The sequence below is a fragment of the Pseudomonas palleroniana genome (genome assembly GCF_022836895.1).
Taxonomy (GTDB): Bacteria; Pseudomonadota; Gammaproteobacteria; order Pseudomonadales; family Pseudomonadaceae; genus Aquipseudomonas; species Aquipseudomonas palleroniana.
The window spans coordinates 839,920-861,978 of record NZ_CP092411.1; the positions used below are offsets into that span (position 1 = coordinate 839,920).

Consider the following 22,059-nt stretch of genomic DNA (forward strand, 5'->3'; position numbering starts at 1 on the left):
CACAGTTGTTTGCATTTCAAGCCCAGGGCGATTTGCGGATGACTTCAACAAAATTCATCGGCTTGAACCCCGGCTCCTGATCCACCAGTACATCCGTCTTCACGTTGCCGAACGTGGTCTGTGGGCGATGGCGCAAGCCGTCGGCAAAGGCGCAGATGATGCACTCCTTGAACCCTTCACCCCGTGGATGCGCATGCACCACCGCCTCGCGCTGCACGCTGGAAAACGCTGCGTAATCCATACCCAGGACATCCATCTCGACGCCGGCCGTCACCAGCGCAACGGTTGGGCGTAGATGCTGCGGCACGCCCGGCGTGGTATGCAGGGCGATGGATAGCCACACCTGTTCGATGTCGTCGTCACTCAGCCCGTAAGGCTTGAGAAACGTGGCCGCCGCATTGGCGCCGTCCACTTCGAAACGTTCGTTGTCACTGCGATGGCCTTCGACCAGGCCCAGGTCATGGAACATCGCGCCGACGTAGAGCAACTCCGGGTTGTAAGCGAGTTGTTTGCGTTCACCGCTTAAGGCGCCGAACAGGAACACGCGGCGGGAGTGGTGATAAAGCAGGTCGGATTCGACGTCGCGAATGTATTCGGTGGTGGCCTTGGCCAGTGCGCTGTCGGGGATCTGGATACCGGCGATGGTGGTGCTCATGATGGCTCTCCTCTGGAAAGATTCCAGTCTGGTCGTGTGCCTGCAAAGGGGCCATCGCGGCGAGGGAGCGATCCCGGCCAATGTGGTTGCACATCGTGCCAAGGCTGTACGCGATCAAATGTGCGATAGCATCACCTCTGGGTATACCTGACACACCGAGGCGCCTGCATCGCAGGCAAGCCCGGCTCCCACAGGAATTCGCGCCAGTCCAGAGATAAGGTTTACTCATGCAAAAAACCGTTGCCATTCTGATCTTTCCCGGCGTCCAGTCGCTGGATGTGACGGGGCCGATGGATGTGTTTTGCGAGGCCAACCGCTTTTTGCCGCCGCAGGACCATTACCAGTTGGAAGTCATCGGCCTTGGCCATGGCACGATGGCGGCCTCCAACGGCCTGTCACTACAGGCCCATCGGCATTACCGCGAAGCCCTTGAACCCTACGACTTGCTGCTGGTCGCTGGCGGCCCGCAATTACCCTTCGAGGACTTCGGTGCCCCCTTCGGTGACTGGCTACGCGGTGCAACACAGAGAGCACAACGCTTCGGTTCGATCTGCAACGGCGCCTTCCTGCTGGCCCGCGCTGGCCTGCTGGATGGAAAAACCGTCACCACCCACTGGAACGACGCCGCAGATCTGGTGCGTCTGTGCCCTACAGCCCAGGTCGATGCCGATCGCCTCTACGCACAGGACGGCAACCTTTACACGTCGGCGGGTGTGACCGCAGGCATCGACTTGTCGCTGTACCTGTTGGCCCAGGACCATGGCCCGGAAGTCGCGCTGAGCGTGGCCAAGCGTCTGGTGGTGTTCACCCAGCGTTCCGGTGGGCAGTCGCAGTTCAGCCCGTTCCTCACGCCCCACGCCGAAGACACCTCGGCGGTGGCGCTGGTGCAGTTGTACGTGTTGGCGAACCTGACGGGGGATTTGACCATCGCCGATCTGGCCAAGGCGGCCAATATGAGTGCACGCAATTTCTCCCGGGTATTTGCCCGTGAAGCACGGATAACGCCGGCTGAGTTTGTCGAGCGAGCCCGGGTGGATGCGGCGCGGGTGATGCTCGAAAGCAGCTCCGCACCCCTCAAGACGGTGGCCTACCAGTGTGGCTTTCGCGATGCCCAGCACATGCGCAGTGTATTCAATCGCCGGCTGGGCGTGACCCCGCAACAGTTCCGGCTTAACTTTGCGGCGCCGGTTTGAGCGTGTCGTAGGCTTCCAGGGCGCGCAGTGTATGGAGCTGGCGTTCAACCTGCTGCGCCAGTCGCGCCTGAGCCTGATGGATATCGCCGCGCAAGTGGGCTACCAGTTCCAGGCGGCGTTCAGCAAGAAATCCAAGGAAACCTACGGCGAAGCGCCAGGGCGGATGCGGGCACAGTAGTCGCTGATAGAACGCAGATCCAAGTGTGGGAGGGGGCTTGCTCCCACATTGATCGAGTTATCGGGCGGGCAATAGTTTCAGGGTGCCACGGGTATTGGCCATGACTTCCTCATCACTGAAATGTGCCTGTTCATACCCACCCTCGATGTAGGTTTGCGCCTGATCACTATAGTGTCGATCAAACGGCACGCCGCTTTGCCCCACCGGGTTGATGGTCAGGGCGTGGGCCGGATCGGCGAAGTCGATCAGGCGGCGGGTCGACGGGCCATAGGTCACCGGCCAGGGCGCGGGGCCGATCATCGCCGATTGGTTGTTGGGTACCTCGTGGGTACCGGGGGCGGGGAATGGGCCGACGTTGAAAAGCTTGTCCAAGGGCTTCTGCATGCCCAGCGGGTGCCCGTGGGTCAAGGTGTGCGCTTTACCCCACTGCCACTGGCCGGGGTCATCGCCGAGCGTGGCCTTGAGGTGCGCCAGGCTATTGTCCCAGGCGAGCTTGACGGTGTCGGCACGCGTGCCGTTCCACCACGGCGAATCCGCTGAAGCGGCCAGGCGGGGCAATGCGGCGTCGATCATCCGGGTGGTGAGCAGGGTCTTGAACAGGGCGTCGCCCAGCTTCGGGTGGAAGGTGGCGTCGGTGAGGTTGAACAGGAACTGGTTGAACAGCGTGGCGCTGGTGGAGCCCAGCGGATAGTCGCCCTTCCAGTTTGCAAGCTGTTCCACCAGTTTCAACTGGGCCGGATCCTTGACGACGTCACGCAACACCGGCAGCAACGGCGCCAGCAACCGTGGGCCGTAGGCGGTGGTGGTGCCCAGCTGCAAGGCCTGGCTGTTGTTCACGTCCCACTTCACGCTGTTGTCGCTCAACTGTGTATTCAACTGTTGCCCACGGTCGGCCAGGTTGTAATAGCCGGGGATTTCCATGCCGGTGGGTGAGGCCGGCTGGGCATTGGCCGACACCACATAGCCGCGCGCCGGATTCTCTTCCTGAGGGTTGGCGCTGAACGGGTAGAAGCCCGGCTTGTCAGCCTGGGCGGTGCTACCGTCGAGGATGAATGCCGGGTTGACCCCAGCCGGGCGGATCGGCAATTGCGCCGCGGCCCACCAACCGATATCGCCCATGGCATTTGCCCACACGATATTCAGCCCGGGGGCCGAAACCTTGGCGGCTGCCGCACGGGCCTTGGCCAGGGTGTCGGCACGGTTGAGTTCGTAGAAGCCTTCGAGGATCGGGTTTTCGGTGTCGAGGAACGCCCACCACATGGCAATCGGCGTCTTGCCGGCATTTTCGCCGAGTACATCATTGATGATCGGACCGTGGGGCGAGCTGCGCAGCGTCAGGATGACCGGCTCCTGGCCTTTGACGGCAATCTGCTGTTCGCTGCTGGTCAGGTCGGTCCATTGGCCGTGGTACCAGATCTGGTTGGGGTTATCCGGGTTGACCTTTTCGGCGATCAGGTCGAGATCGTCGTTCTGGAACATGGTCAGGCTCCAGCCGAAATCCAGGTTGTGCCCCAGGAACGCCACCGGCACCAGCGCGTTGTGGTAGCCGTACAGCTCAAAGCCCGGCGCCGACAGTTGCGCCTCGTACCACACCGATGGCACCGAGAAGCGGATATGCGGGTCACCTGCCAGCAACGGTTTGCCGCTTTGGGTGCGGCTGCCGCTGATGGCCCAGGCGTTGCTGCCCTCGAACTGCGGCAGGCCGTTATCGGCCAAGGCCCTGTCACTCAGAGCGGCGAGGGCGCCGAGGCTTTTCCAGTCGCCGGCGGCCAGGTTGAGCGCGCCCTTGGGTTGCCAGTCCAGGTCGAAGACTTTCAGGTAATCGCTACCCAGCTGGTCGCGTACATAAGTCAGCACAGGTTCGGTACGAAACGCGACGGCAAAACTGTAGGCCATGTACCCGGCGACGCTGATGGTGTCTTCGGGTGTAAAGGGTCGCTTGGTGATGCCCAGCACATCGAACTCCATGGGGCTGGCGTGGCTGTCCTGATATTGGTTGATCCCGTCCAGATAGGCTTGCAGGGCCTTCCAGGCGTTCGAGTCGTGGTCGATGTGTTCCACGTAGCTCAAGGCCCGTTCACGAATACGCAGGCTGCGGAACAGTTTGTCGGTTTCCAGCAACTTGGGGCCGAGCACCTCGGCCAGCTCGCCACGGGCCAGGCGCCGCATGATCTCCATCTGGAACAGGCGGTCCTGGGCATGCACATAGCCCAGGGCGCGATACAGGTCGGCCTCGTTCTCGGCGCGAATGTGCGGCACGCCACGGTCGTCGTAACGCACCGTGACGGAGCCTTGCAGATGGTTGAGCATGACCGTGCCCTGACGCGTGGGTTGCTTGCTGTAGACATACCAGCCGGCGCCGGCCAGGAGGGCGGTAATCAGTAGGGCGAGCACGGTCAGGCTGCGTTTCATGGACGGTCCTTGAGTCAGTCACCTGGAAGGTCAACGGAGTCTAATCGGTTTGTTGGCGACTGAGGGAAATGCTGATGCGCCGTTGTGACAGCCAAGGTTCAAGCGGCCAGCGCTGCCGATGAGCTACTATTGCGCCCGTCGTCCTTGAGCCTTTTTTCATGACCTGCGCCACGCAACCCAAGCCAGTTCCCAGCCCTTCAGGCGTGACCTACGCCTGCAGCCTGGAAGCGCAATCGCTGATCAGCCGCTTTTTGCAGCATCCGCCGGCAGGCTTTGACGCCCGGCTGTCTGACCAAGGGTTGCCGTACTTCTTCACGCCATTCGACCTGTTGACCACTGCCGACGAGGACTTCGTGAAGCGTGTGCGCGGCTGGCCAGGCTATGCCTTGTGGCATTCATGGTTGCGTATCGACAGCTGCTTTGTGGGCACCACGGTCAGTGAATATGCGCCGTTCCCCCAGGGTGTATCGCCCCAGGAGCTTGCGCAGTGGCTGCAAGAGGAATGCGTCCCGCAGTGCAAACTCACCATCGTCAAAGACGTGCCTCAGGATTCCCCGCTGCTCAGCGAGGCCGACAACCGCTACGCGCAAGCCTTGATCGATGAGTGCACGCGGCGTGGTTTCATCAGCCTCGAGGGCCAGGCACTGGCTTATGTTCCGATCAACTTCACCACCATCGACGAATACCTTGGGCGCTTGTCCCACAGCCGTCGGCGCAATATCCGACGCAAACTGCGCAGCCGCGAAGCGTTGCGCGTGGAAATCCTCGACACCGGCGATGAGCGCTTCAACGATGATGCCTGGCTGATGCAGTTGTACGGTTTGTACAAGGCGGTGTACGACCAGAGCGAGATCCATTTTGACCTGCTCACGCCGGAGTTTTTCACCGGCTTGCTCAGGGACGCCGGTACTGACGGGCGCGTGTTCTGCTACTGGCACTGCGACGAACTGATCGGCTACAACCTGTGCTACGTGGAGGGCGACAAGCTGCTCGACAAGTACATCGGGCTCAATTACCCGCAGGCGCTGGAGTTCAACCTGTACTTCGTCAGCTGGTTCGTGAACCTGGAGTACGCGGTGGCGAACGGACTGAAGTTTTATGTGGCGGGCTGGACCGACCCGCAGGTCAAGGCCAACCTCGGTGCCGACTTCACCTTCACGCGCCACTTGGTATGGGTGCGCAACCCGTTGTTGCGCAAGCTGGGCAACCGCTTGCGTCATCATTTTGAAAGCGACAACCAATGGCACCAGGAGCACACCGCATGAGCCTGGACCGAGCACCGCTGATTCTCGATTTCGATGGTGCCGTCAGCGACATTGCTGGCGCGATCACCTTACCGTTGCAAGCCTGGCAGGAGAAAATCCGCTTCGGCTGCCGTTGGGCCCAGTTCAAGGAACTGGAAACCGCCCTGCACGCGCAGATGCCCAGCGATTACGGTTGCGTGTTTACCGGCAGCGGCGACTATCACCATCTCAGCCAGCTCCTGTTGAACCGCCTGCCCGCGCAGCAGAAGTACCAACTGATCATCTGCGACAACCACCCCGACAACATGCGCTACCCGTTCGGCATCCACTGCGGTTCGTGGGTGTATTGGGCCAGCCGTCTGCCTCAGGTCGAGCATGTGCATGTGCTGGGGATCGGTTCGCAGGACATTGCCTTGGGCCACGCCTGGGAGAATCACTGGTCGCCACTGCTCAAGCGCAAGCTGACCTACTGGAACGTCAACGTCGATACGCGCTGGATGAACTGGATCGGCGCCGGATCGAGCAATCGTGCGTTCGGCCATCCGGATGAGTTGATGCGTACGTTCCTGGCGCAGCTTGATCGTTCGCTGCCGGTTTATCTGTCCATCGACAAAGATGTGCTGAGCCCCCAGGTGGTGAACACCAACTGGGACCAGGGTGAGTTTCTGGAGCAGCATTTGAATGACCTGATCGACGCCTGCCAAGGCCAGATCATTGGCGCGGACGTCACGGGTGACGTATCGGCCTACCACTATGAAAGCAAGTTCAAGCGCTGGTTGAGTGCATCCGATGGTCAGGAAGAACTGCCTGAGGCGCAGGTGCAGATCTGGCAGCAACAGCAGAACGCGTTGAATGGTCGCTTGGTCGCACGCATCAATCAGGGTTGGAAACGATAACCTTCAGCTGGGCGAGGACCTGTTCGAAGTGTTCGTCGGTCAGCCAATGGCTGTTGCTGATCGACAGGGTGCGGCGGGCGAAAGCTTGGGCCTGGGGGAGCGGGCTGCCAGGCACCAGCAAGGGGGCCACGTCGGGGTAATCCGGCAAGGTGTGAATGAACAGGCGCGTCACGCCCAGCCCCGCGGTCCAGAGCTGCGCCATCGCCGTATCCCGGGCCTGTGCCGAGGGCATCACCACCATCAGAAAAGGCCAGGTGCCTTGCTGCCCGGGTCGGTCCAGGATGACCGAGACACCGGGCAAGGCATTCAAGCGTGCGGCGCGGCGCAACGCGCGAGTGCGCCCTTGTTGCAGGTGATCGGGCAAGCGAGCCAGCGCCGCCGCGCCGACCCTGCGGCGATAGCCACCCAGGGCATGCAGCGGAATGTCGTTGACCGAAAAATCATCACCCACGGCGGCGACTTCATCGCCTTGCGCCAGCGCCGTGCGCAAGGCCTTGCCATACACGTAATACAAGCCGTACGGCCGATAAAGCAGGGCGTATCCCCACAGCTCGGCGCTGCGCTGCAACTCCCAGCGCAGGCTGAAGGGCAGGTCCTGGCGAGATTGGCGATGCAGCGCTTGATGCAACACCGGGTCACGGCTGAACAACACTCCGCCTTCTGCCGTCGTCAGGCCTTTACCCAGCGCCATGCTGAAAAAGCCCACGTCGCCTTTGAGCCCGACGCTCTGCCCATCGTCCAGCGCGCCCATGGCTTGCGCGGCATCTTCGATGACCGCTGCGCCGATGGCGCCGGCAATGCGCTTGGCGGTGTCGACATCAGCCACGCGTCCGGCCAGATGGGTGACCACCACCGCCAGGGTAGTTTCGTCGCACAACTGCGCCAGGTGCTGTTCGTCCAGGTCAATGCTGTCGGGCTGCAAATCACAGGGCACCACCTGCAACGGTGGGCAGTAATGGGCGGCCAAGGCGACCAGCGGGCAGGTATAGGCCGGCACGATGAGCCGGGTGCGGCCCGGCATGCGCTGTTGCAAAACCCGTAGGGCGATCACCAGTGCGGCGGTCCCGGAGCACGCCAGCGCCGGCAGCGGAATCGACAGTTGACGGGCCAGGGCAGGGGCCAGGTCGCCCGAGAGGCCGAGCAGGTCCCGCCAGCGCAGGGGCAGCCCTGCGGTGGGCGGAATCTCGCGAGGCATCATCAGGCAAGCGTCTCGGAGCGACCGGCACCGATGACTTTTCCGGCTTCGTCTTCACTGCGTGCCAGGCACAGAATGCCGGCAATGATCAACGCGCCGCCGATGATTTTCGGCAGGGTCAGGCTGTCATCGAACAGCCACACGGAAATCAGCGTGACGCTGATCAGTTCCAGGTGAGAGGCCGCAAAAGCCGGGCCCACCGGGGCGTATTTGAGCAAGGTCATCCACGTGAAGAAAGCGCCGATATAACCCACGAAGGCGCCGTAGATCCATGGGGCGCCAAATACGCGTATCAGCCAGGCGGTGTCCATCGTCAGGGGTTCTGCATGCACCGAGGCGAACTTGAAACTGACCTGCGCCAAGGTGTCGAAAATGATCAGCGCGAGAAAACCCAGGATATAAAAGCGTTTCATTATTCAAACCCCACGACGGTCACGCCACAGGCGATCAGCATGATGCCGATCAACCGCCATTTGCTCAGGCTTTCCTTGAACAGGAAGCGACCGGCAATCATGATCACCACAATGTTGATGGAGCCCAGCATCACGCCGACCGACAACGGCACCAATGTCAGGAACGCCAGCCACAACACGAATTCGAAGACATAGCAGAGAACGCCAATCCAGATCCACGGCCGCTTGAGCATGTGTTTCCAGTGGGCCAGGCCGTCATGCTCGGCGCTGGCTGAAGCCGCTGCCTTGAACGCCAACTGGCCGGATGTATCGACGATGACGTTGAGTATCCAGAGGATAATGGTTAATTGGCTCATGTGTTCCTATGCTTACAATCCTGCCGAAAACGTACGATACAGTAGCCTGTCGCCGGGGTGACTGGAGTTTGCCGGTCGAACAGCCTGTGTTCAGTTTGATGTCTTGTTCCACTGGCAATAGCAGCCCACTGCCAGGGTGTGGGTGGCGTCAACTTCGCGCCCGGCCTCGAGGGCTTTCAAGATCGGTTCGATAAAGCTGTTACTGGAATTACAGGTCAGCCCTTCACTGTAGGGGCCGAAATACGCGAGCTTGCCCGTGCGGTCCCAGATACCCACGGCAGGTGTCGCCGGCACCTGATCGGCGCCGGGCAGGGCGGCAAGCGTTTTCATCCTGTTCAGGTTGTCGGGCAGTTGACCGTGGCTGCCGGCCTTTTGCAGGGCATAAAACTCCACGCCCTGAGGCGCGTACTGCTCGATCAGCTCGCCCAGATGCTGCTGGTTGCCCACGTTGCACGGGCACGCCGGGTCCCAGAAGTGCACCAGGCGGATCGGCCCCGGGCCCGCGAGTTCGGCGGGCAGGCGCAGAGTGTCGCCGGAGAACACCGCCGTGTGTTCGCTGAAGGCGCGCAGGTAGCGGCCCTGGAACCAGTCATAGGCCGTCCACAGCACACCGGTGCAAATGGCCAGAATCAGGCTGGCGAACAGGGCAGTGCGCAGGTGCTGTCGCATTCGGATCTATCCTCGGAGGTCGCGTAGCTTGCCATGCTTGCTCTGACAGATGAATATCGCAGGTCGATATTCATCTTCACCCTCAGTCTGGAAGCCTTTATGCCCGTCACTTTTGACCCCGATCATCTACGCGAAAGCTTGCGGCCCCTGGTGGATGCGCAGCCGCTTTCTGTGGAGGCCCGGGTCTACCAGCGTTTCTACGGGCTGGACCTGCCTGCGCGCAAAGTGCCGGCGGTGAGTCGCCTGGGGCGCTTCGAGGTGCAAGGCTTCCAAGTGGTGGCGCAGGTGTGGTGGCCGGCACAGCCGGTGGCGACGATGTTCATGTTCCATGGCTTCTACGACCATATGGGACTGTACCGCCACGTTGTGGATTGGGCGCTGGACCAGGGGTTTGTGGTGATCGCCTGCGATTTGCCGGGCCATGGCTTGTCCAGTGGCGCCCGTGCCAGCATCGATGATTTTGCGGTGTACCAGGCGGTGGTGCAGGCGCTGTTCGCCCAGGCTCAAACCCTGCAACTGCCGCAACCCTGGCACCTGTTCGGGCAAAGCACCGGCGGTGCAGTGGTGGTCGACCACTTGCTCAACCAGGGCGTCGACAGCCCGGCCCAAGGCAAGACCTTCCTGCTGTCGCCCTTGGTGCGGCCGCGCGCCTGGGGCTGGTCGCAGGTCAGCTATTACCTGCTGCGCCCGTTTGTAAAAGGCATCGCCCGCCGGTTCAGCGAGAACACCCATGATCCGGATTTCAAACCGTTCCTGGAAGCCGACCCGTTGCAACCCCGCCAACTGCCCACGGCGTGGGTCGGCGCGTTGGCGAGCTGGATCAAGCGCATCGAAGCCGCTCCGCGCAGCCCACGGCGGCCAGTGATCGTGCAAGGCGAGGAGGATATGACGGTGGACTGGCAGCACAACTTGCAGGTGCTGCGGGGCAAGTTCGATCAGCCTGAGGTGTTGATGCTGCCGCGTGGAAGGCATCATCTGGCCAATGAAATTCCAGAGATCCGCCGGCAATACTTCAGTTTCCTCACGGAGCATCTGAAGTAGCACAATCCAACAGTGGGAGGGGGCTTGCTCCCGATAGCGGTATATCAGTCACCTAATGTGCAGCTGAACCACCACCATCGGGAGCAAGCCCCCTCCCACATGGGTTATTGCGACAGGCTGGAGGTGCTTTGCCCGACTGCAAGCCCTGCGCGAATGGCGGCAAGGGCAGCCTGGTAATACGCCTTACCCTCCGGCGACTCGGCAAATGTCGCGAACTCTTCCAGCTCCGGGTCGGACAGGTTCCGATAGACGTACAACAGCGTGTTGTTCAGGTCATTGCCGATCTGCCGCATCAGGCGCTCGCGCTGCCCATTCAACATGCCCTGGGCCTGGCCGCCGCCCAGCAGGCCGGGAATCATCTGGCTCAAACTGTCAGCCGCGACACCGGCAATCGCCAGGCTGACTTCCGCGCCAGCTTCGCGCGCCGGCAGGGCCTGGGCCAGGTGGCCGATGATCAGGCTGCGGGTTGCATCGGCTTCCATGTGCGGCAAGCCCTGGGCGTTTTTCGCCAACTGGTCGCGGCGGGTGGCGAGCAGTTCGGCGTCGACAATCTTGCGGCCCAGGGGCGACTGAAAAAACGCCAGCGCGGGCTTCGGGTCTGCCAGGTGCTGGCGCAATTGCGCTTCGGCGCGCTGGTCCATGGCCTGGGCGGCAAAGCGTTTGTTGCTGTTGTCCACCAGCGCCTGGTACACCGCCGGCGGCAGGCTATTGCGGTAGCGTTGTTGGGCGGCACTGAGGGCGTCATTGAAGTGCGCACGTTGTTCGGCCCAGCCGGCGACCTTGTACAACTGGTCATGGCTGTCTGCCCAGGCGGGCAAAACGCAGAACATCAGCACGGAAAAAAACAAACGACGCATAGGGACTCCTGTCAGTCGGCCACTATTGTCCGTGTCAGGCGTAGGATTTGTCGAGAAGTCCTATCAGTCACCTGACTAAAGTGTATTCAGACGCTCGGCGGCTCTGTCGAATTCACAGGCGTATGGATACTATGCGCGCCATGCAAATATCCCTCGATCACCCGCTGCTGCAACGTATCGTCGACGACCTGGCCGAAAAAGGCTGGTCGCAGCAAAATGGCTTCCTGCCCCAGGCTCTGACCCTGGAGCTGGCGGCCGAGTGCCGTAAACGTGCGGCCGAAGGTGAGCTGGCGCCTGCCGCTGTCGGGCGCGGGCCGGCCCAGGAAATCCGCGAGGGGATTCGCGGTGACCATATCCAGTGGCTGGAAGAGGGCGACGCGCCGGTGTGCGAGACCTACATGGGGTTGATGGACAGCCTGCGGCTGGCCATGAACCGCCATCTGTTCCTGGGCCTTGAAGACTTCGAAAGCCACTTCGCGATGTACCCGCCGGGTGCGTTTTATCTCAAGCATCTGGACCGTTTTCGCGATGATGACCGGCGCACGGTGTCGGCAGTGGTCTATTTGAACGACGCCTGGTTGCCTGAGCATGGCGGCCAGCTGCGCATGTACCTCAAGGATGGCGTGGAATACGATGTGCAGCCCACCGGCGGTTGCCTGGTAGTGTTCCTCTCGGGTGAAGTCCCTCACGAAGTGCTGCCCGCCACGCGTGAGCGCTTGTCCTTGACCGGCTGGTTTCGTCGACGGGGCAACGAGCCGTTTTAAACATGGAAAAAATTCTCGTCAGCCGTTGCCTGCTTGGGCACAAGGTGCGCTACGACGGTGGCGCCAGTGGCACGTTCGACCTATTGACGCAGTGGCAGGCCGAGGGGCGTGTGGTCGCGATCTGCCCGGAGGTGGCGGGTGGCTTGCCGACGCCACGCCCACCCGCCGAGATTGCGGGTGGGCAGGGCATCGATGTATGGGATGGGCGTGCCCGAGTGCTGACCGCCGAGGGCGAAGACTTCAGCGGCGCCTTCGTCGAGGGCGCCCGCCAGGCGTTGGCATTGGCGCAGCGCCACGGTATCCGCATTGCCATCCTCAAGGCCAACAGCCCATCCTGTGGCAACCGGCTGATCTATGACGGCACCTTCAGTGCCGTCAAGGTGAGCGGCGAGGGCGTGACTGCGGCGCTGCTCAAGCGCCATGGGGTGTTGGTGTTCAGTGAGCAGGAGTTGCCTGAAGCGGCTCAGGCATTGGCGCAATTGCAGGCGGTTGGTCCTTGAACCACTTATGCGAGAGCGCTTTCAAGCGGCCATCGGCCTTGATCTGCTGCAGCGCCCTGTCCAGGCTGGTCTTGAACGCCGGGTTGCCCTTCTGAAACGGAATCGCCAGCTCCGGCTTTTCCAGGTAAGCCTCGCTGAAATCGAACCGATCCTGCAACTGCGCAGTCATAGCGATATGGTTGATGGCCACGTCATATTTGCCGGTTTCAACGCCTGGTAGCAGGTCGCTGTCATCGGTGGTGATAAAGGAGGGGCGCACGTCCAGTTCCTTGGCCAATTCTTCACCCAACTCCACTTCAAAGCCGGTTAGCTTATTGTCGTCCTTGAAGTTGAATGGCGGGGTGTTGGCTTGCACTGCGATGCGCAGTTCGCCGCGATCAAACACATCGTCGATCAGTTCGGCATGAGCCAAGGGGCTCAAAAGAGGCAGTAAAAGTACAAGGCCAGGCGAAAAGCGCATGGTCGCTCCTAAGGAATTGAGCTGTACGAGGCACCGTCCAGCATCGCTTTGCTATTGTGTTGAGTGCCTTGGACAGCAATTTGTCGCGAAGTTGTCATAACCCAACAGATTTCCTGCAGAAACTGGAGAAGCGAATGAAAGCCCTATCAGTCCGAGCAACATCCGCCCGTGCAACGATTGCCAGCCTGTTGCTGGGTGCCTCGATGTTGGCCACCGCCGCCGATGGCATCCCGCGTAGCGCGCCACCTGAAGGTGCCAAAGTGTTTATCGTGTCGCCCAAAGATGGCGCCACTGTGGATAAAACCTTTACCGTCAAATTCGGCATGGAAGGCTTGAAGCTCGCGCCGGCCACTGACCAGACCCCGGGCACCGGCCACCACCATCTGCTGGTTGACCAGAAAGAGCTGCCTGACGCCAGCGTACCGATCCCGGCCACCGACACCGTGATCCACTACGGCAAGGCCCAGACCGAGACCGAGTTGACCCTCACCCCAGGCAAGCACACCTTGCAATTGGTGGCCGGCGACAAACTGCATATGCAGTTCAACCCGACTGTAGCCTCGAAAGTGATCACGGTTAACGTCAAGTAAGATTTGTTCAGACAAAAAAATGGGAGACCCCTGCGGGTCTCCCATTTTTATTGGTAGGCGCGGGTTCTTAGAACAGAACGCGGCTACGAATCGTGCCCTTGATGTGCTGCAACTTCTCTTGCGCCAGGTCCGAGTACTCGGCGTCGACGTCGATCACCACGTAACCGACCTTCTCGTTGGTCTGCAGGAACTGACCGGAGATGTTGATGCCGTTCTCTGCGAAGACCTTGTTGATCTCCATCAGCACGCCAGGGATGTTCTGGTGGATGTGCAGCAGACGGTGCTTGCCAGGGTGAGCCGGCAGGGCCACTTCCGGGAAGTTCACCGACGATACGGATGTACCGTTGTCGCTGTACTTGACCAGCTTCTCCGACACTTCCAGGCCGATGTTGGCTTGGGCTTCAGCGGTGGAACCACCGATGTGTGGGGTCAGGATCACGTTGTCCAGGCCGCGCAGCGGGCTTTCGAAGATGTCATCGTTGGAGCGAGGCTCTACCGGGAACACATCGATGGCGGCGCCGATCAGGTGCTTGTCCTTGATCGCAGCAGCCAGGGCATCCAGTTCGACCACGGTGCCGCGTGCGGCGTTGATCAGGATGCCGCCTTTCTTGATCGCACGGATTTCCTTCTCGCCGATCATCCACTGGGTTTCGGCGGTTTCCGGAACATGCAGGGTCACGATGTCGGACATGCCCAGCAACTCGGTCAGGCTGCCCACTTGGGTGGCATTGCCCAACGGCAGTTTGGTCAGGGTGTCGTAGAAGAACACCTGCATCCCCAAGCCTTCAGCCAGGACCGACAGCTGAGTGCCGATCGAGCCGTAACCGACGATACCCAGCTTCTTGCCGCGGATTTCGAAGGAGTTGGCCGCGCTCTTGATCCAGCCGCCACGGTGGCAGGATGCGTTCTTCTCAGGAATACCGCGCAACAGCAGGATGGCCTCGGCCAGCACCAGTTCCGCCACGGAACGGGTATTGGAGTACGGTGCGTTGAACACCGCGATGCCGCGCTCGCGCGCTGCGTTGAGGTCGACCTGGTTGGTGCCGATGCAGAAACAGCCGACCGCCACGAGTTTCTTGGCGTGATCGAAGATCTCTTCGGTCAGCTGAGTGCGGGAGCGAATGCCGATAAAGTGCGCGTCGGCGATCTTTTCCTTGAGCTGGGCTTCCGGCAGAGAACTGGTGATGTACTCAATGCTGGTGTACCCGGCGGCTTTCAGAACGTCGACAGCCGATGGGTGGACGCCTTCCAGAAGAAGGAACTTGATCTTGCTCTTATCGAGAGAAGTCTTGCTCATCTGCGTAAACCTGTATCCCGGAGAAAAATGGCAGGGAGTCGAGCAGCGCAAGCTGACCCGGACGGCAGGAAAGCCGTCACCGCAGAAACGCCCTTGGGCTCTGTCCTGCGGGGGCGGTATGCTAGCATACGCGCCCCGCTAACACTCATTCCTGCGACGTGAAGCGTTCTCAGGATGACCATGAATTGTTCGAGAGTTCTGTCGATGACCCATCTTGCCCTGATTGATGAGCTGAAGACCCTGGTTGAGCCCGGCAAAGTGCTGACCGATGCAGACTCCCTGGAGGCTTACGGCAAGGATTGGACCAAGCACTTCGCACCTGCGCCTACCGCCATCGTCTTCCCCAAGACCATCGAGCAGGTGCAAGCCATCGTCCGCTGGGCCAACACGCACAAGGTGGCGCTGGTGCCGTCCGGCGGTCGTACCGGCCTGTCGGCGGCAGCGGTGGCGGCAAATGGCGAAGTGGTGGTGTCGTTCGACTATATGAACCAGATCCTCGACGTGAACCTCACCGACCGTACCGCCGTGTGCCAGCCGGGCGTGGTCACCAAGCAGTTGCAGAACGCTGCCGAAGAACATGGCCTGTACTATCCGGTGGACTTCGCTTCGTCCGGTTCCAGCCAGATTGGCGGCAATATCGGCACCAATGCCGGCGGGATCAAGGTGATTCGCTACGGCATGACCCGCAATTGGGTCGCCGGCATGAAAGTAGTCACCGGCAAGGGTGATGTGCTGGAACTGAACCGCGACCTGATCAAGAACGCCACCGGCTACGACATGCGTCAACTGTTTATCGGCGCTGAAGGCACCCTGGGCTTCGTGGTTGAAGCCACCATGCGCCTGGACCGTGCGCCGAAGAACCTCACCGCGATGGTGCTGGGTACCACCGATTTCGACTCGATCATGCCGGTATTGCATGCGTTCCAGAGCAAGCTGGACCTGACTGCGTTCGAGTTCTTCTCCGACAAGGCCCTGGCCAAAGTCCTGGGGCGTGGCGACGTGCCGGCGCCGTTCGAAACCGAGTGCCCGTTCTACGCACTGCTGGAATTCGAAGCGACGACCGAAGAAGTCGCCAACCACGCCCTGGAAACCTTCGAGCACTGCGTCGAGCAGGGCTGGGTGCTGGACGGCGTGATGAGCCAGAGCGAAACCCAGCTGCACAACCTGTGGAAACTGCGCGAGTACATCTCCGAAACCATTTCCCACTGGACGCCGTACAAAAACGATATTTCGGTCACTGTCTCCAAAGTACCGGCGTTCCTGCAGGAAATTGACGCAATCGTCGGCGAACATTATCCGGATTTCGAAATTGTCTGGTTTGGCCACATCGGCGACGGCAACCTGCACCTGAATATCCTCAAGCCGGAAAACCTGAGCAAGGATGAGTTCTTTGCCAAGTGCGCTACCGTGAACAAGTGGGTGTTCGAAACCGTCCAGAAATACAACGGCTCGATCTCCGCCGAGCACGGCGTGGGCATGACCAAGCGTGATTACCTGACTTACAGCCGCTCGCCGGTTGAGATCGAATACATGAAAGCAGTGAAGGCGGTGTTCGACCCGAACGGGATCATGAACCCTGGCAAGATCTTCGCTGTTTAACCGCCCCGAAGGAGTCGTTTCATGAGCTATCAGCACAAGTATGTCGACGGCACCAACATCCACTTTCCGCTGGGTAAAGTGGTGTGTATTGGGCGCAACTACGCTGAACACGCCAAGGAGCTGGATAACCCGGTGCCGACCGAGCCGTTGCTGTTCATCAAGCCGGGCAGCTGCGTGGTGCCGCTGGAAGGCGGTTTCAGCATTCCGACCGAACGCGGTTCGGTGCATTACGAAGCGGAGATCGCGGTGCTGATCGGCAAACCGCTGTCGAACAAGCCCAGCCGCGAAGAAGTGCTCGACGCGATCTCCGGCTTCGCCCCGGCCCTGGACCTGACCTTGCGCGACAAGCAAGCCGAGCTGAAAGCCAAGGGCCTGCCGTGGGAAATCGCCAAGTCCTTTGACGGCGCGGCGGTGATTGCACCATTCGTGGTCGGCAGCACCTTCCCGGACGTGACCGATATCGGTATTCGCCTGACCATCAACGGTGAAGTGCGTCAGGACGGCAACAGTTCGCAGATGCTCAACCCGATCATTCCGATGATCCAGCACATGGCCGGCTGTTTCTCGCTGCAGGCCGGCGACGTGATCCTCACCGGCACCCCGGCCGGCGTGGGGCCACTGAACGTGGGTGATGAGTTGGTGCTGGAGTTGCCGGGCGTGAGCCAGTTCGAAAGCAGCGTTCGCTGATTGCCTGCGGATGTGCCGCCAAGGAGCGAGCTCGCTTCTTGGCGACACATCCGGCCTCTCACTCGCCGCTGCAGTAAAGGTTTTGCATTTTTTTCACACGCCATCCGGATAATCCGTAGCCTCCTGCGCGCGGGTTTTCTGATCCTGTGCTATCTCCTATAGCTGTCTTTCTGGAAAGCGCTCAATGGCCGTGTGTCTCCCCTCGTCGAAACCCAAGCTTCGCTCACGCTTTGCCCTGCGCTGGTATTCCTGGCTGTTTTTGGCTGGCACGATCACCTATGGCGTCGCCTGGGCGATGCATTGGGATGATCGGGGCGTGTTGTGGGTTGCCGAACGCTTCGAGACGCCGTTCGAGCGTCAGGCCAGCGTATGGCTGCCTGACTATCACGCGGTGATTGACGCCAAGTTGCTGCCCGGCATGGAAAAGGATGAGGCTTCGGATGTCTCCTACAATCCGCAGACCAAAACCCTGTTCTCGGTCATGGGCAAGAACGCCTTCCTCGTCGAGTTAAGCCTGCAGGGCGATGTGCTGCGCAAGATGCCGCTCAATGGCTGGAGCAACCCGGAAGGCGTGACGGTGATGGAAAATGGCCTGATGGCGGTGGTTGACGAACGCGACCACAGCCTCACCGTCGTCAAGGTCGATGCCGCCACCACCCAGCTGAACAAAGCAGATTTCACCAGCTATGACCTGGGGCCGTCCAAGGATCAGAACAAAGCCTTTGAGGGTGTCACCTGGGACAAGCGCAACCAGCAGATCGTACTCGGCGAAGAGCGCCCACCGGCGCTGTTTACCTGGAAAACCGATGGCACCACCTTGACGGGCGACAAGCAAAAGCTTGCCAGCACCGAGTTGGACATGCGCAACCTGTCCGCCCTGGCGATTGACCCGCGTACCGGCCACATGCTGGTGCTGTCGGCGGACTCCCACCTGCTCCTGGAGTTGGATGAAAAGGGCAAGCAAGTCAGCTTCATGACCCTGCTCGGTGGTTTCAACGGCCTCAAGCACACCATCCCGCGTGCGGAAGGTGTCACGATGGATGAGGACGGTACGGTGTATATCGTCAGTGAGCCGAACCTGTTCTATCGCTTCGAAAAGCAGAAATAGACTCCCTGATGCGTCGACTTGCCCGTCCCAGACCCGCGTTGTTCTTGCTCTTGCTGGCCGGCCTGGTTTGTACCGGGCTGGTCGCGCAGCACTTTCGCTTGTTAGAGCGGGCCTGGTTCAACCTCCAGACGTGGCGTCATCCGGCTGACGAGCGCTCCATTGGCCTGGCCGATTACCGCGTCACCCTTGAGGCCAAGGTCATCGAAGGGCTCGATGATGATGTCTCGGCGCTCACCTATGATCCGGTGCGTAAAAGCCTGTTCACGGTGACCAATAAAAACCCCGAGTTGATCGAACTGTCCCTGGACGGCGTGATTGTGCGGCGTATCCCGCTGATCGGATTTGGCGATGCCGAGGCCGTGGAGTTCATCAGCGACAACATCTACGTGATCAGCGATGAGCGCCAACAGCGGCTGATCAAAGTACATGTGAACGACGACACCCAGTTTCTCGACGCCGCCGATGCGGAGCAGATGACGTTGGGCGTGCACAGCGGCAGTAACAAAGGGTTTGAAGGGCTGGCCTACGATTCGGTGGGCAAGCGCCTGTTCGTGGCCAAAGAGCGCGACCCGATGCTGATCTACGAGGTGCGCGGCTTTCCCCATTGTCAACCGGAAAAAACCTACTCGGTACACGTGATCAACAACCCCAAGCGTGATGCGGGGATGTTTGTGCGCGACCTGTCGAGCCTGCAATACGACGAGCGCAGCGGCCATCTGCTGGCGCTGTCGGATGAGTCGTTCCTGGTGTTGGAGCTGGATATCGACGGTCGCCCGCTGAGCAGTCTGTCATTGCTCAGCGGGCGCCATGACCTGACAAAGCGGGTGCCGCAGGCCGAAGGGATCGCCATGGATGACACAGGTACGTTGTACCTGGTCAGCGAGCCGAACCTGTTCTACGTGTTCAAAAAACCTAACTTCTGACACTCCATGTGGGAGGGGGCAAGCCCTAATGCCAGTTAGTTAAGTGATAGAACGGACGATGAATAACTTGTGGGAGGGGGCTTGCTCCCGATGAGGGTGTGCCAGTCAGCAGTTTATCGACTGACCCACCGCTATCGGGAGCAAGCCCCCTCCCACATTGGAGTTGCGGTGTTGTCAGGCCTTGAGGGTCTGGACGCCTTCGGCAGTGCCCAGCAGCAGCACGTCCGCCGGGCGCGCAGCGAACAGGCCGTTGGTGACTACGCCGACGATGGCGTTGATCTGAGTCTCAAGCTCCACCGGGTTGGTGATCTGCAGGTTGAACACGTCGAGGATGATATTGCCGTTGTCGGTCAACACACCTTCACGGTACACCGGGTCGCCGCCCAGCTTCACCAGCTCGCGAGCCACGTGGCTGCGCGCCATCGGAATCACTTCCACCGGCAGCGGGAACGCGCCGAGTACCGGTACCAGCTTGCTGGCGTCGGCGATGCAGATAAAGGTCTTGGCCACGGCCGCGACGATCTTCTCGCGGGTCAGGGCTGCGCCGCCGCCCTTGATCAGGTTCAGGTGTGCGTCGCTTTCATCGGCGCCGTCGACATAAAACTCCAGGTCGCTCACGGTGTTGAGCTCGTACACCGGAATGCCATGGCCCTTGAGGCGTGCGGCGGTGGCTTCGGAGCTGGCGACGGCGCCGTCGAACGCGCCCTTGTGCAGGGCCAGCGCGTCGATGAAGCAGTTGGCAGTGGAGCCGGTGCCGACACCGACGATGCTTTTATCGTCGAGTTTAGGAAGGATTAAATCGACGGCGGCCTGGGCCACTGCCTGTTTGAGTTGATCCTGGGTCATGCGGGCTCCGGAACGGGCGGGGAGTTATCGAGGGGCGCGAGTATAACCCAACAAAACCTCGGTATTCGTGTGGTCGCCCGGCCAAACGCTGGGTTAGACTCCTTGACCCTGCCCAATTCGCGAAGTAGATACCCGCCGATGCTTGAACACTACGTCAAAAAAATTCTCACCTCGCGCGTTTACGACGTTGCCGTAGAAACCCCCTTGCAGACCGCCCGCCAGCTCTCCGAGCGGTTGGGCAACAAGGTCTGGCTCAAGCGTGAAGACTTGCAGCCGGTGTTCTCGTTCAAGATTCGCGGCGCCTACAACAAGCTGACCCAGCTATCGGCCGAGGAACGTGCGCGTGGCGTAGTCACCGCGTCTGCCGGCAACCACGCCCAGGGCCTGGCGCTGGCGGCCAAGGTGTTGGGGGTCAAGGCCACCATCGTGATGCCCAAGACCACCCCGGAGATCAAGGTCGAAGGCGTGCGCTCCCGTGGCGGCAAGGTGGTGCTGCATGGTGACTCCTTCCCGGAAGCCCTGGCTTATTCGCTCAAGCTGGTCGACGAAAAAGGCTACGTCTACATTCACCCCTATGATGATCCCCACACCATTGCCGGGCAGGGCACCGTGGCGATGGAGATCCTGCGCCAGCACCCGGGGCCTTTGGATGCGATTTTCGTCCCGGTGGGCGGCGGCGGGTTGATCGCGGGTATCGCGGCGTACGTGAAATACCTGCGCCCCGAAATCAAGATCATCGGCGTCGAGCCGGACGATTCAAACTGCCTGCAGGCGGCCATGGCCGCAGGGGAGCGCGTGGTGCTGCCAACCGTCGGCATCTTTGCCGATGGCGTGGCGGTGGCGCAGATCGGCCAGCACACCTTCGATATCTGCAAAGACTATGTGGATGAAGTGATCACCGTCAGCACCGATGAAATCTGCGCGGCGATCAAGGATATCTACGACGACACTCGCTCCATTATCGAGCCGGCGGGCGCATTGGGCGTGGCGGGCATCAAGAAATATGTGGAAACCCGAGGTGTCAGCGGGCAGACCCTGGTGGCCATCGACTCCGGCGCCAACGTCAACTTCGACCGCCTGCGCCATGTGGCCGAGCGCGCCGAACTGGGTGAAGGCCGCGAAGCCATCATCGCCGTGACCATTCCCGAGCAACCGGGCAGCTTCAAGGCGTTCTGCGAAGCCGTGGGCAAGCGCCAGATCACCGAATTCAACTACCGCTACCATTCCGGCAGCGAGGCGCACATCTTCGTCGGTGTGCAGACCCACCCGGACAACGACCCGCGCAGCGCGTTGATCGCCAGCCTCACCGAGCAGGGTTTCCCGGTGCTGGACCTGACTGAAAACGAACTGGCCAAGTTGCACATACGCCACATGGTCGGCGGGCACGCCGCCAAAGTCAGCGATGAGCTGGTGTTTCGCTTCGAGTTCCCGGAGCGTCCGGGAGCGTTGTTCAACTTTCTCAACAAGCTGGGCGGGCGCTGGAATATCTCGATGTTCCACTACCGCAACCACGGCGCGGCTGACGGCCGCGTGGTCGCCGGCCTGCAAGTGCCGGCGGATGAGCGCCACCTGGTGCCTGCGGCGTTGGCTGAGATCGGTTATCCGTACTGGGATGAAAGCGAAAACCCGGCCTACCAACTGTTCCTCGGTTGAGCGACTACGCTGACAGAGCGGCCTTTAAGGAATCGAGACCATGGAAACGCTGACCACTCTCAAGGTTATCCACATCACCGCTACCGTGTTGCTGCTGCTCAGCGGCCTCGGGTTGGCGGTATTGGCCTGGCGCAAGCGCAGCGCCGGCCCGGCGGTGACCGTGCAACGCCCGTGGGCGTTTGTCTGGCTGCTGATGGGGATTTGCCTGGTGAGCATGCCGTTCAGCGGCTGGTGGCTGGTGCACCTGATCGGCTGGCCGTTGGGGCAGACCTGGATTCTGGGCTCCAGCATCCTCTATACCGTGGCGGCGCTGGCCTGGTTCTGGCTGGTGGCGCGGCTTAATCGTCTGCGCAAAGGCGAGGGCGGCAGCCTGAATTTCACCCTGGTGCTGGCGGTGATCAGCCTGGTGGGGTTTGTGGCGATTGCCGGGCTGATGGGCGCCAAACCCATTTAGGGCTTTTAGACCGAGCTGCCTGCATCGGGAGCAAGCCCCCTCCCACCCTTGATTTGTGAACACGGTCCA

23 protein-coding genes and 1 pseudogene are annotated in these 22,059 nt (G+C 60.9%); 14 read left to right on the forward strand and 10 right to left on the reverse strand.

Annotation, left to right across the window (positions count from 1 at the left end):
* Positions 1-16: 16 nt before the first annotated feature.
* Positions 17-655, reverse strand: coding sequence for an HD domain-containing protein (locus MJP36_RS03645; protein WP_060753533.1), 639 nt, complete (start codon positions 653-655; stop codon positions 17-19).
* Between the two features lie 227 nt (positions 656-882).
* Here MJP36_RS03645 and MJP36_RS03650 point away from each other — a divergent pair, with 227 nt between their 5' ends.
* Both MJP36_RS03650 and MJP36_RS03655 read left to right on the forward strand, forming a co-directional pair.
* Complete coding sequence (locus tag MJP36_RS03650; protein ID WP_244384896.1) at positions 883-1,848, forward strand: GlxA family transcriptional regulator; 966 nt, start codon at positions 883-885, stop codon at positions 1,846-1,848.
* 31 nt (positions 1,849-1,879) lie between these two features.
* A pseudogene (locus MJP36_RS03655) lies at positions 1,880-2,026 on the forward strand (helix-turn-helix domain-containing protein); the annotation flags it as partial.
* A gap of 57 nt (positions 2,027-2,083) precedes the next feature.
* On the opposite strand, the gene MJP36_RS03660 reads toward MJP36_RS03655, so the two are convergent.
* Positions 2,084-4,438, reverse strand: coding sequence for a penicillin acylase family protein (locus MJP36_RS03660; RefSeq protein ID WP_244384897.1), 2,355 nt, complete (start codon positions 4,436-4,438; stop codon positions 2,084-2,086).
* 158 nt (positions 4,439-4,596) lie between these two features.
* Here MJP36_RS03660 and MJP36_RS03665 point away from each other — a divergent pair, with 158 nt between their 5' ends.
* Together MJP36_RS03665 and MJP36_RS03670 are read left to right on the forward strand one after the other, a co-directional pair.
* Positions 4,597-5,703 carry a GNAT family N-acetyltransferase gene (locus MJP36_RS03665; protein ID WP_244384898.1) on the forward strand — a complete coding sequence of 369 codons (1,107 nt, stop codon included), beginning with the start codon at positions 4,597-4,599 and terminating at the stop codon, positions 5,701-5,703.
* Complete coding sequence (locus MJP36_RS03670; protein ID WP_244384899.1) at positions 5,700-6,578, forward strand: hypothetical protein; 879 nt, start codon at positions 5,700-5,702, stop codon at positions 6,576-6,578. Before MJP36_RS03665 ends, MJP36_RS03670 begins: the two co-directional genes overlap by 4 nt.
* On the opposite strand, the gene MJP36_RS03675 is transcribed toward MJP36_RS03670, so the two are convergent.
* The 4 genes from MJP36_RS03675 to MJP36_RS03690 form a co-directional block, all read right to left on the reverse strand.
* Positions 6,556-7,776 carry a DegT/DnrJ/EryC1/StrS family aminotransferase gene (locus tag MJP36_RS03675; RefSeq protein ID WP_244384900.1) on the reverse strand — a complete coding sequence of 407 codons (1,221 nt, stop codon included), beginning with the start codon at positions 7,774-7,776 and terminating at the stop codon, positions 6,556-6,558. The genes MJP36_RS03670 and MJP36_RS03675 overlap by 23 nt on opposite strands.
* Complete coding sequence (locus tag MJP36_RS03680; RefSeq protein ID WP_060753528.1) at positions 7,776-8,186, reverse strand: DMT family transporter; 411 nt, start codon at positions 8,184-8,186, stop codon at positions 7,776-7,778. The genes MJP36_RS03675 and MJP36_RS03680 overlap by 1 nt, the downstream gene beginning before the upstream one ends.
* Positions 8,186-8,542 carry an EamA family transporter gene (locus MJP36_RS03685; RefSeq protein WP_060753527.1) on the reverse strand — a complete coding sequence of 119 codons (357 nt, stop codon included), beginning with the start codon at positions 8,540-8,542 and terminating at the stop codon, positions 8,186-8,188. Before MJP36_RS03685 ends, MJP36_RS03680 begins: the two co-directional genes overlap by 1 nt.
* Positions 8,543-8,632: 90 nt before the next feature.
* On the reverse strand, positions 8,633-9,211 hold the full coding sequence (locus tag MJP36_RS03690) for a DUF6436 domain-containing protein (protein ID WP_060753526.1): 579 nt from the start codon (positions 9,209-9,211) through the stop codon (positions 8,633-8,635).
* 99 nt (positions 9,212-9,310) lie between these two features.
* Here MJP36_RS03690 and bipL point away from each other — a divergent pair, with 99 nt between their 5' ends.
* Complete coding sequence (gene bipL, locus MJP36_RS03695; RefSeq protein ID WP_104994961.1) at positions 9,311-10,252, forward strand: phospholipase BipL; 942 nt, start codon at positions 9,311-9,313, stop codon at positions 10,250-10,252.
* A 104-nt stretch (positions 10,253-10,356) separates the two neighbouring features.
* Here the strand turns inward: bipL and MJP36_RS03700 are convergent, their stop codons facing one another.
* On the reverse strand, positions 10,357-11,109 hold the full coding sequence (locus tag MJP36_RS03700) for a DUF2059 domain-containing protein (protein WP_090368135.1): 753 nt from the start codon (positions 11,107-11,109) through the stop codon (positions 10,357-10,359).
* 131 nt (positions 11,110-11,240) lie between these two features.
* Between MJP36_RS03700 and MJP36_RS03705 the strand changes: the two genes are divergently transcribed.
* Together MJP36_RS03705 and MJP36_RS03710 are read left to right on the forward strand one after the other, a co-directional pair.
* The gene (locus MJP36_RS03705) at positions 11,241-11,873 is read left to right on the forward strand and encodes a 2OG-Fe(II) oxygenase (protein ID WP_161548629.1); all 633 of its coding nucleotides are present in this window, start codon (positions 11,241-11,243) and stop codon (positions 11,871-11,873) included.
* Between the two features lie 2 nt (positions 11,874-11,875).
* Positions 11,876-12,373 carry a 2-thiouracil desulfurase family protein gene (locus tag MJP36_RS03710; protein ID WP_161548630.1) on the forward strand — a complete coding sequence of 166 codons (498 nt, stop codon included), beginning with the start codon at positions 11,876-11,878 and terminating at the stop codon, positions 12,371-12,373.
* On the opposite strand, the gene MJP36_RS03715 is transcribed toward MJP36_RS03710, so the two are convergent.
* Entirely contained in the window at positions 12,309-12,833 is a 525-nt protein-coding gene (locus tag MJP36_RS03715; protein WP_060753521.1) for a transporter substrate-binding domain-containing protein, read from the reverse strand. The two genes, MJP36_RS03710 and MJP36_RS03715, sit on opposite strands and share 65 nt — an antisense overlap.
* Positions 12,834-12,967: 134 nt before the next feature.
* On the opposite strand from MJP36_RS03715, the gene MJP36_RS03720 reads away from it, so the two are divergent.
* Positions 12,968-13,423 carry a DUF4399 domain-containing protein gene (locus tag MJP36_RS03720; RefSeq protein WP_060753520.1) on the forward strand — a complete coding sequence of 152 codons (456 nt, stop codon included), beginning with the start codon at positions 12,968-12,970 and terminating at the stop codon, positions 13,421-13,423.
* Positions 13,424-13,490: 67 nt separating this feature from the next.
* On the opposite strand, the gene serA is transcribed toward MJP36_RS03720, so the two are convergent.
* Positions 13,491-14,720 (reverse strand): phosphoglycerate dehydrogenase, encoded by a 1,230-nt coding sequence (gene serA, locus MJP36_RS03725; protein WP_060753519.1) that lies wholly within the window; start codon positions 14,718-14,720, stop codon positions 13,491-13,493.
* Positions 14,721-14,924: 204 nt separating this feature from the next.
* On the opposite strand from serA, the gene MJP36_RS03730 reads away from it, so the two are divergent.
* The 4 genes from MJP36_RS03730 to MJP36_RS03745 all read left to right on the forward strand — a co-directional run bounded on the left by MJP36_RS03730 (position 14,925) and on the right by MJP36_RS03745 (position 19,037).
* On the forward strand, positions 14,925-16,319 hold the full coding sequence (locus tag MJP36_RS03730; RefSeq protein ID WP_244384901.1) for an FAD-binding oxidoreductase: 1,395 nt from the start codon (positions 14,925-14,927) through the stop codon (positions 16,317-16,319).
* Between the two features lie 21 nt (positions 16,320-16,340).
* Positions 16,341-17,006, forward strand: coding sequence for a fumarylacetoacetate hydrolase family protein (locus tag MJP36_RS03735; protein ID WP_090368141.1), 666 nt, complete (start codon positions 16,341-16,343; stop codon positions 17,004-17,006).
* A gap of 184 nt (positions 17,007-17,190) precedes the next feature.
* Positions 17,191-18,114, forward strand: a complete 924-nt coding sequence (locus MJP36_RS03740) for an SdiA-regulated domain-containing protein (protein ID WP_244384902.1) — start codon at positions 17,191-17,193, stop codon at positions 18,112-18,114.
* 8 nt (positions 18,115-18,122) lie between these two features.
* Entirely contained in the window at positions 18,123-19,037 is a 915-nt protein-coding gene (locus MJP36_RS03745) for an SdiA-regulated domain-containing protein (RefSeq protein ID WP_244384903.1), read from the forward strand.
* A gap of 174 nt (positions 19,038-19,211) precedes the next feature.
* Here the strand turns inward: MJP36_RS03745 and rpiA are convergent, their stop codons facing one another.
* Positions 19,212-19,883, reverse strand: coding sequence for a ribose-5-phosphate isomerase RpiA (rpiA, locus tag MJP36_RS03750; protein ID WP_060753514.1), 672 nt, complete (start codon positions 19,881-19,883; stop codon positions 19,212-19,214).
* Between the two features lie 138 nt (positions 19,884-20,021).
* Between rpiA and ilvA the strand changes: the two genes are divergently transcribed.
* Entirely contained in the window at positions 20,022-21,536 is a 1,515-nt protein-coding gene (gene ilvA, locus MJP36_RS03755; RefSeq protein ID WP_244384904.1) for a threonine ammonia-lyase, biosynthetic, read from the forward strand.
* Positions 21,537-21,576: 40 nt separating this feature from the next.
* Positions 21,577-21,990: a DUF2269 family protein gene (locus MJP36_RS03760; RefSeq protein WP_090368149.1), complete on the forward strand. Its 414-nt coding sequence runs from the start codon at positions 21,577-21,579 to the stop codon at positions 21,988-21,990.
* Positions 21,991-22,059 lie beyond the last annotated feature (69 nt).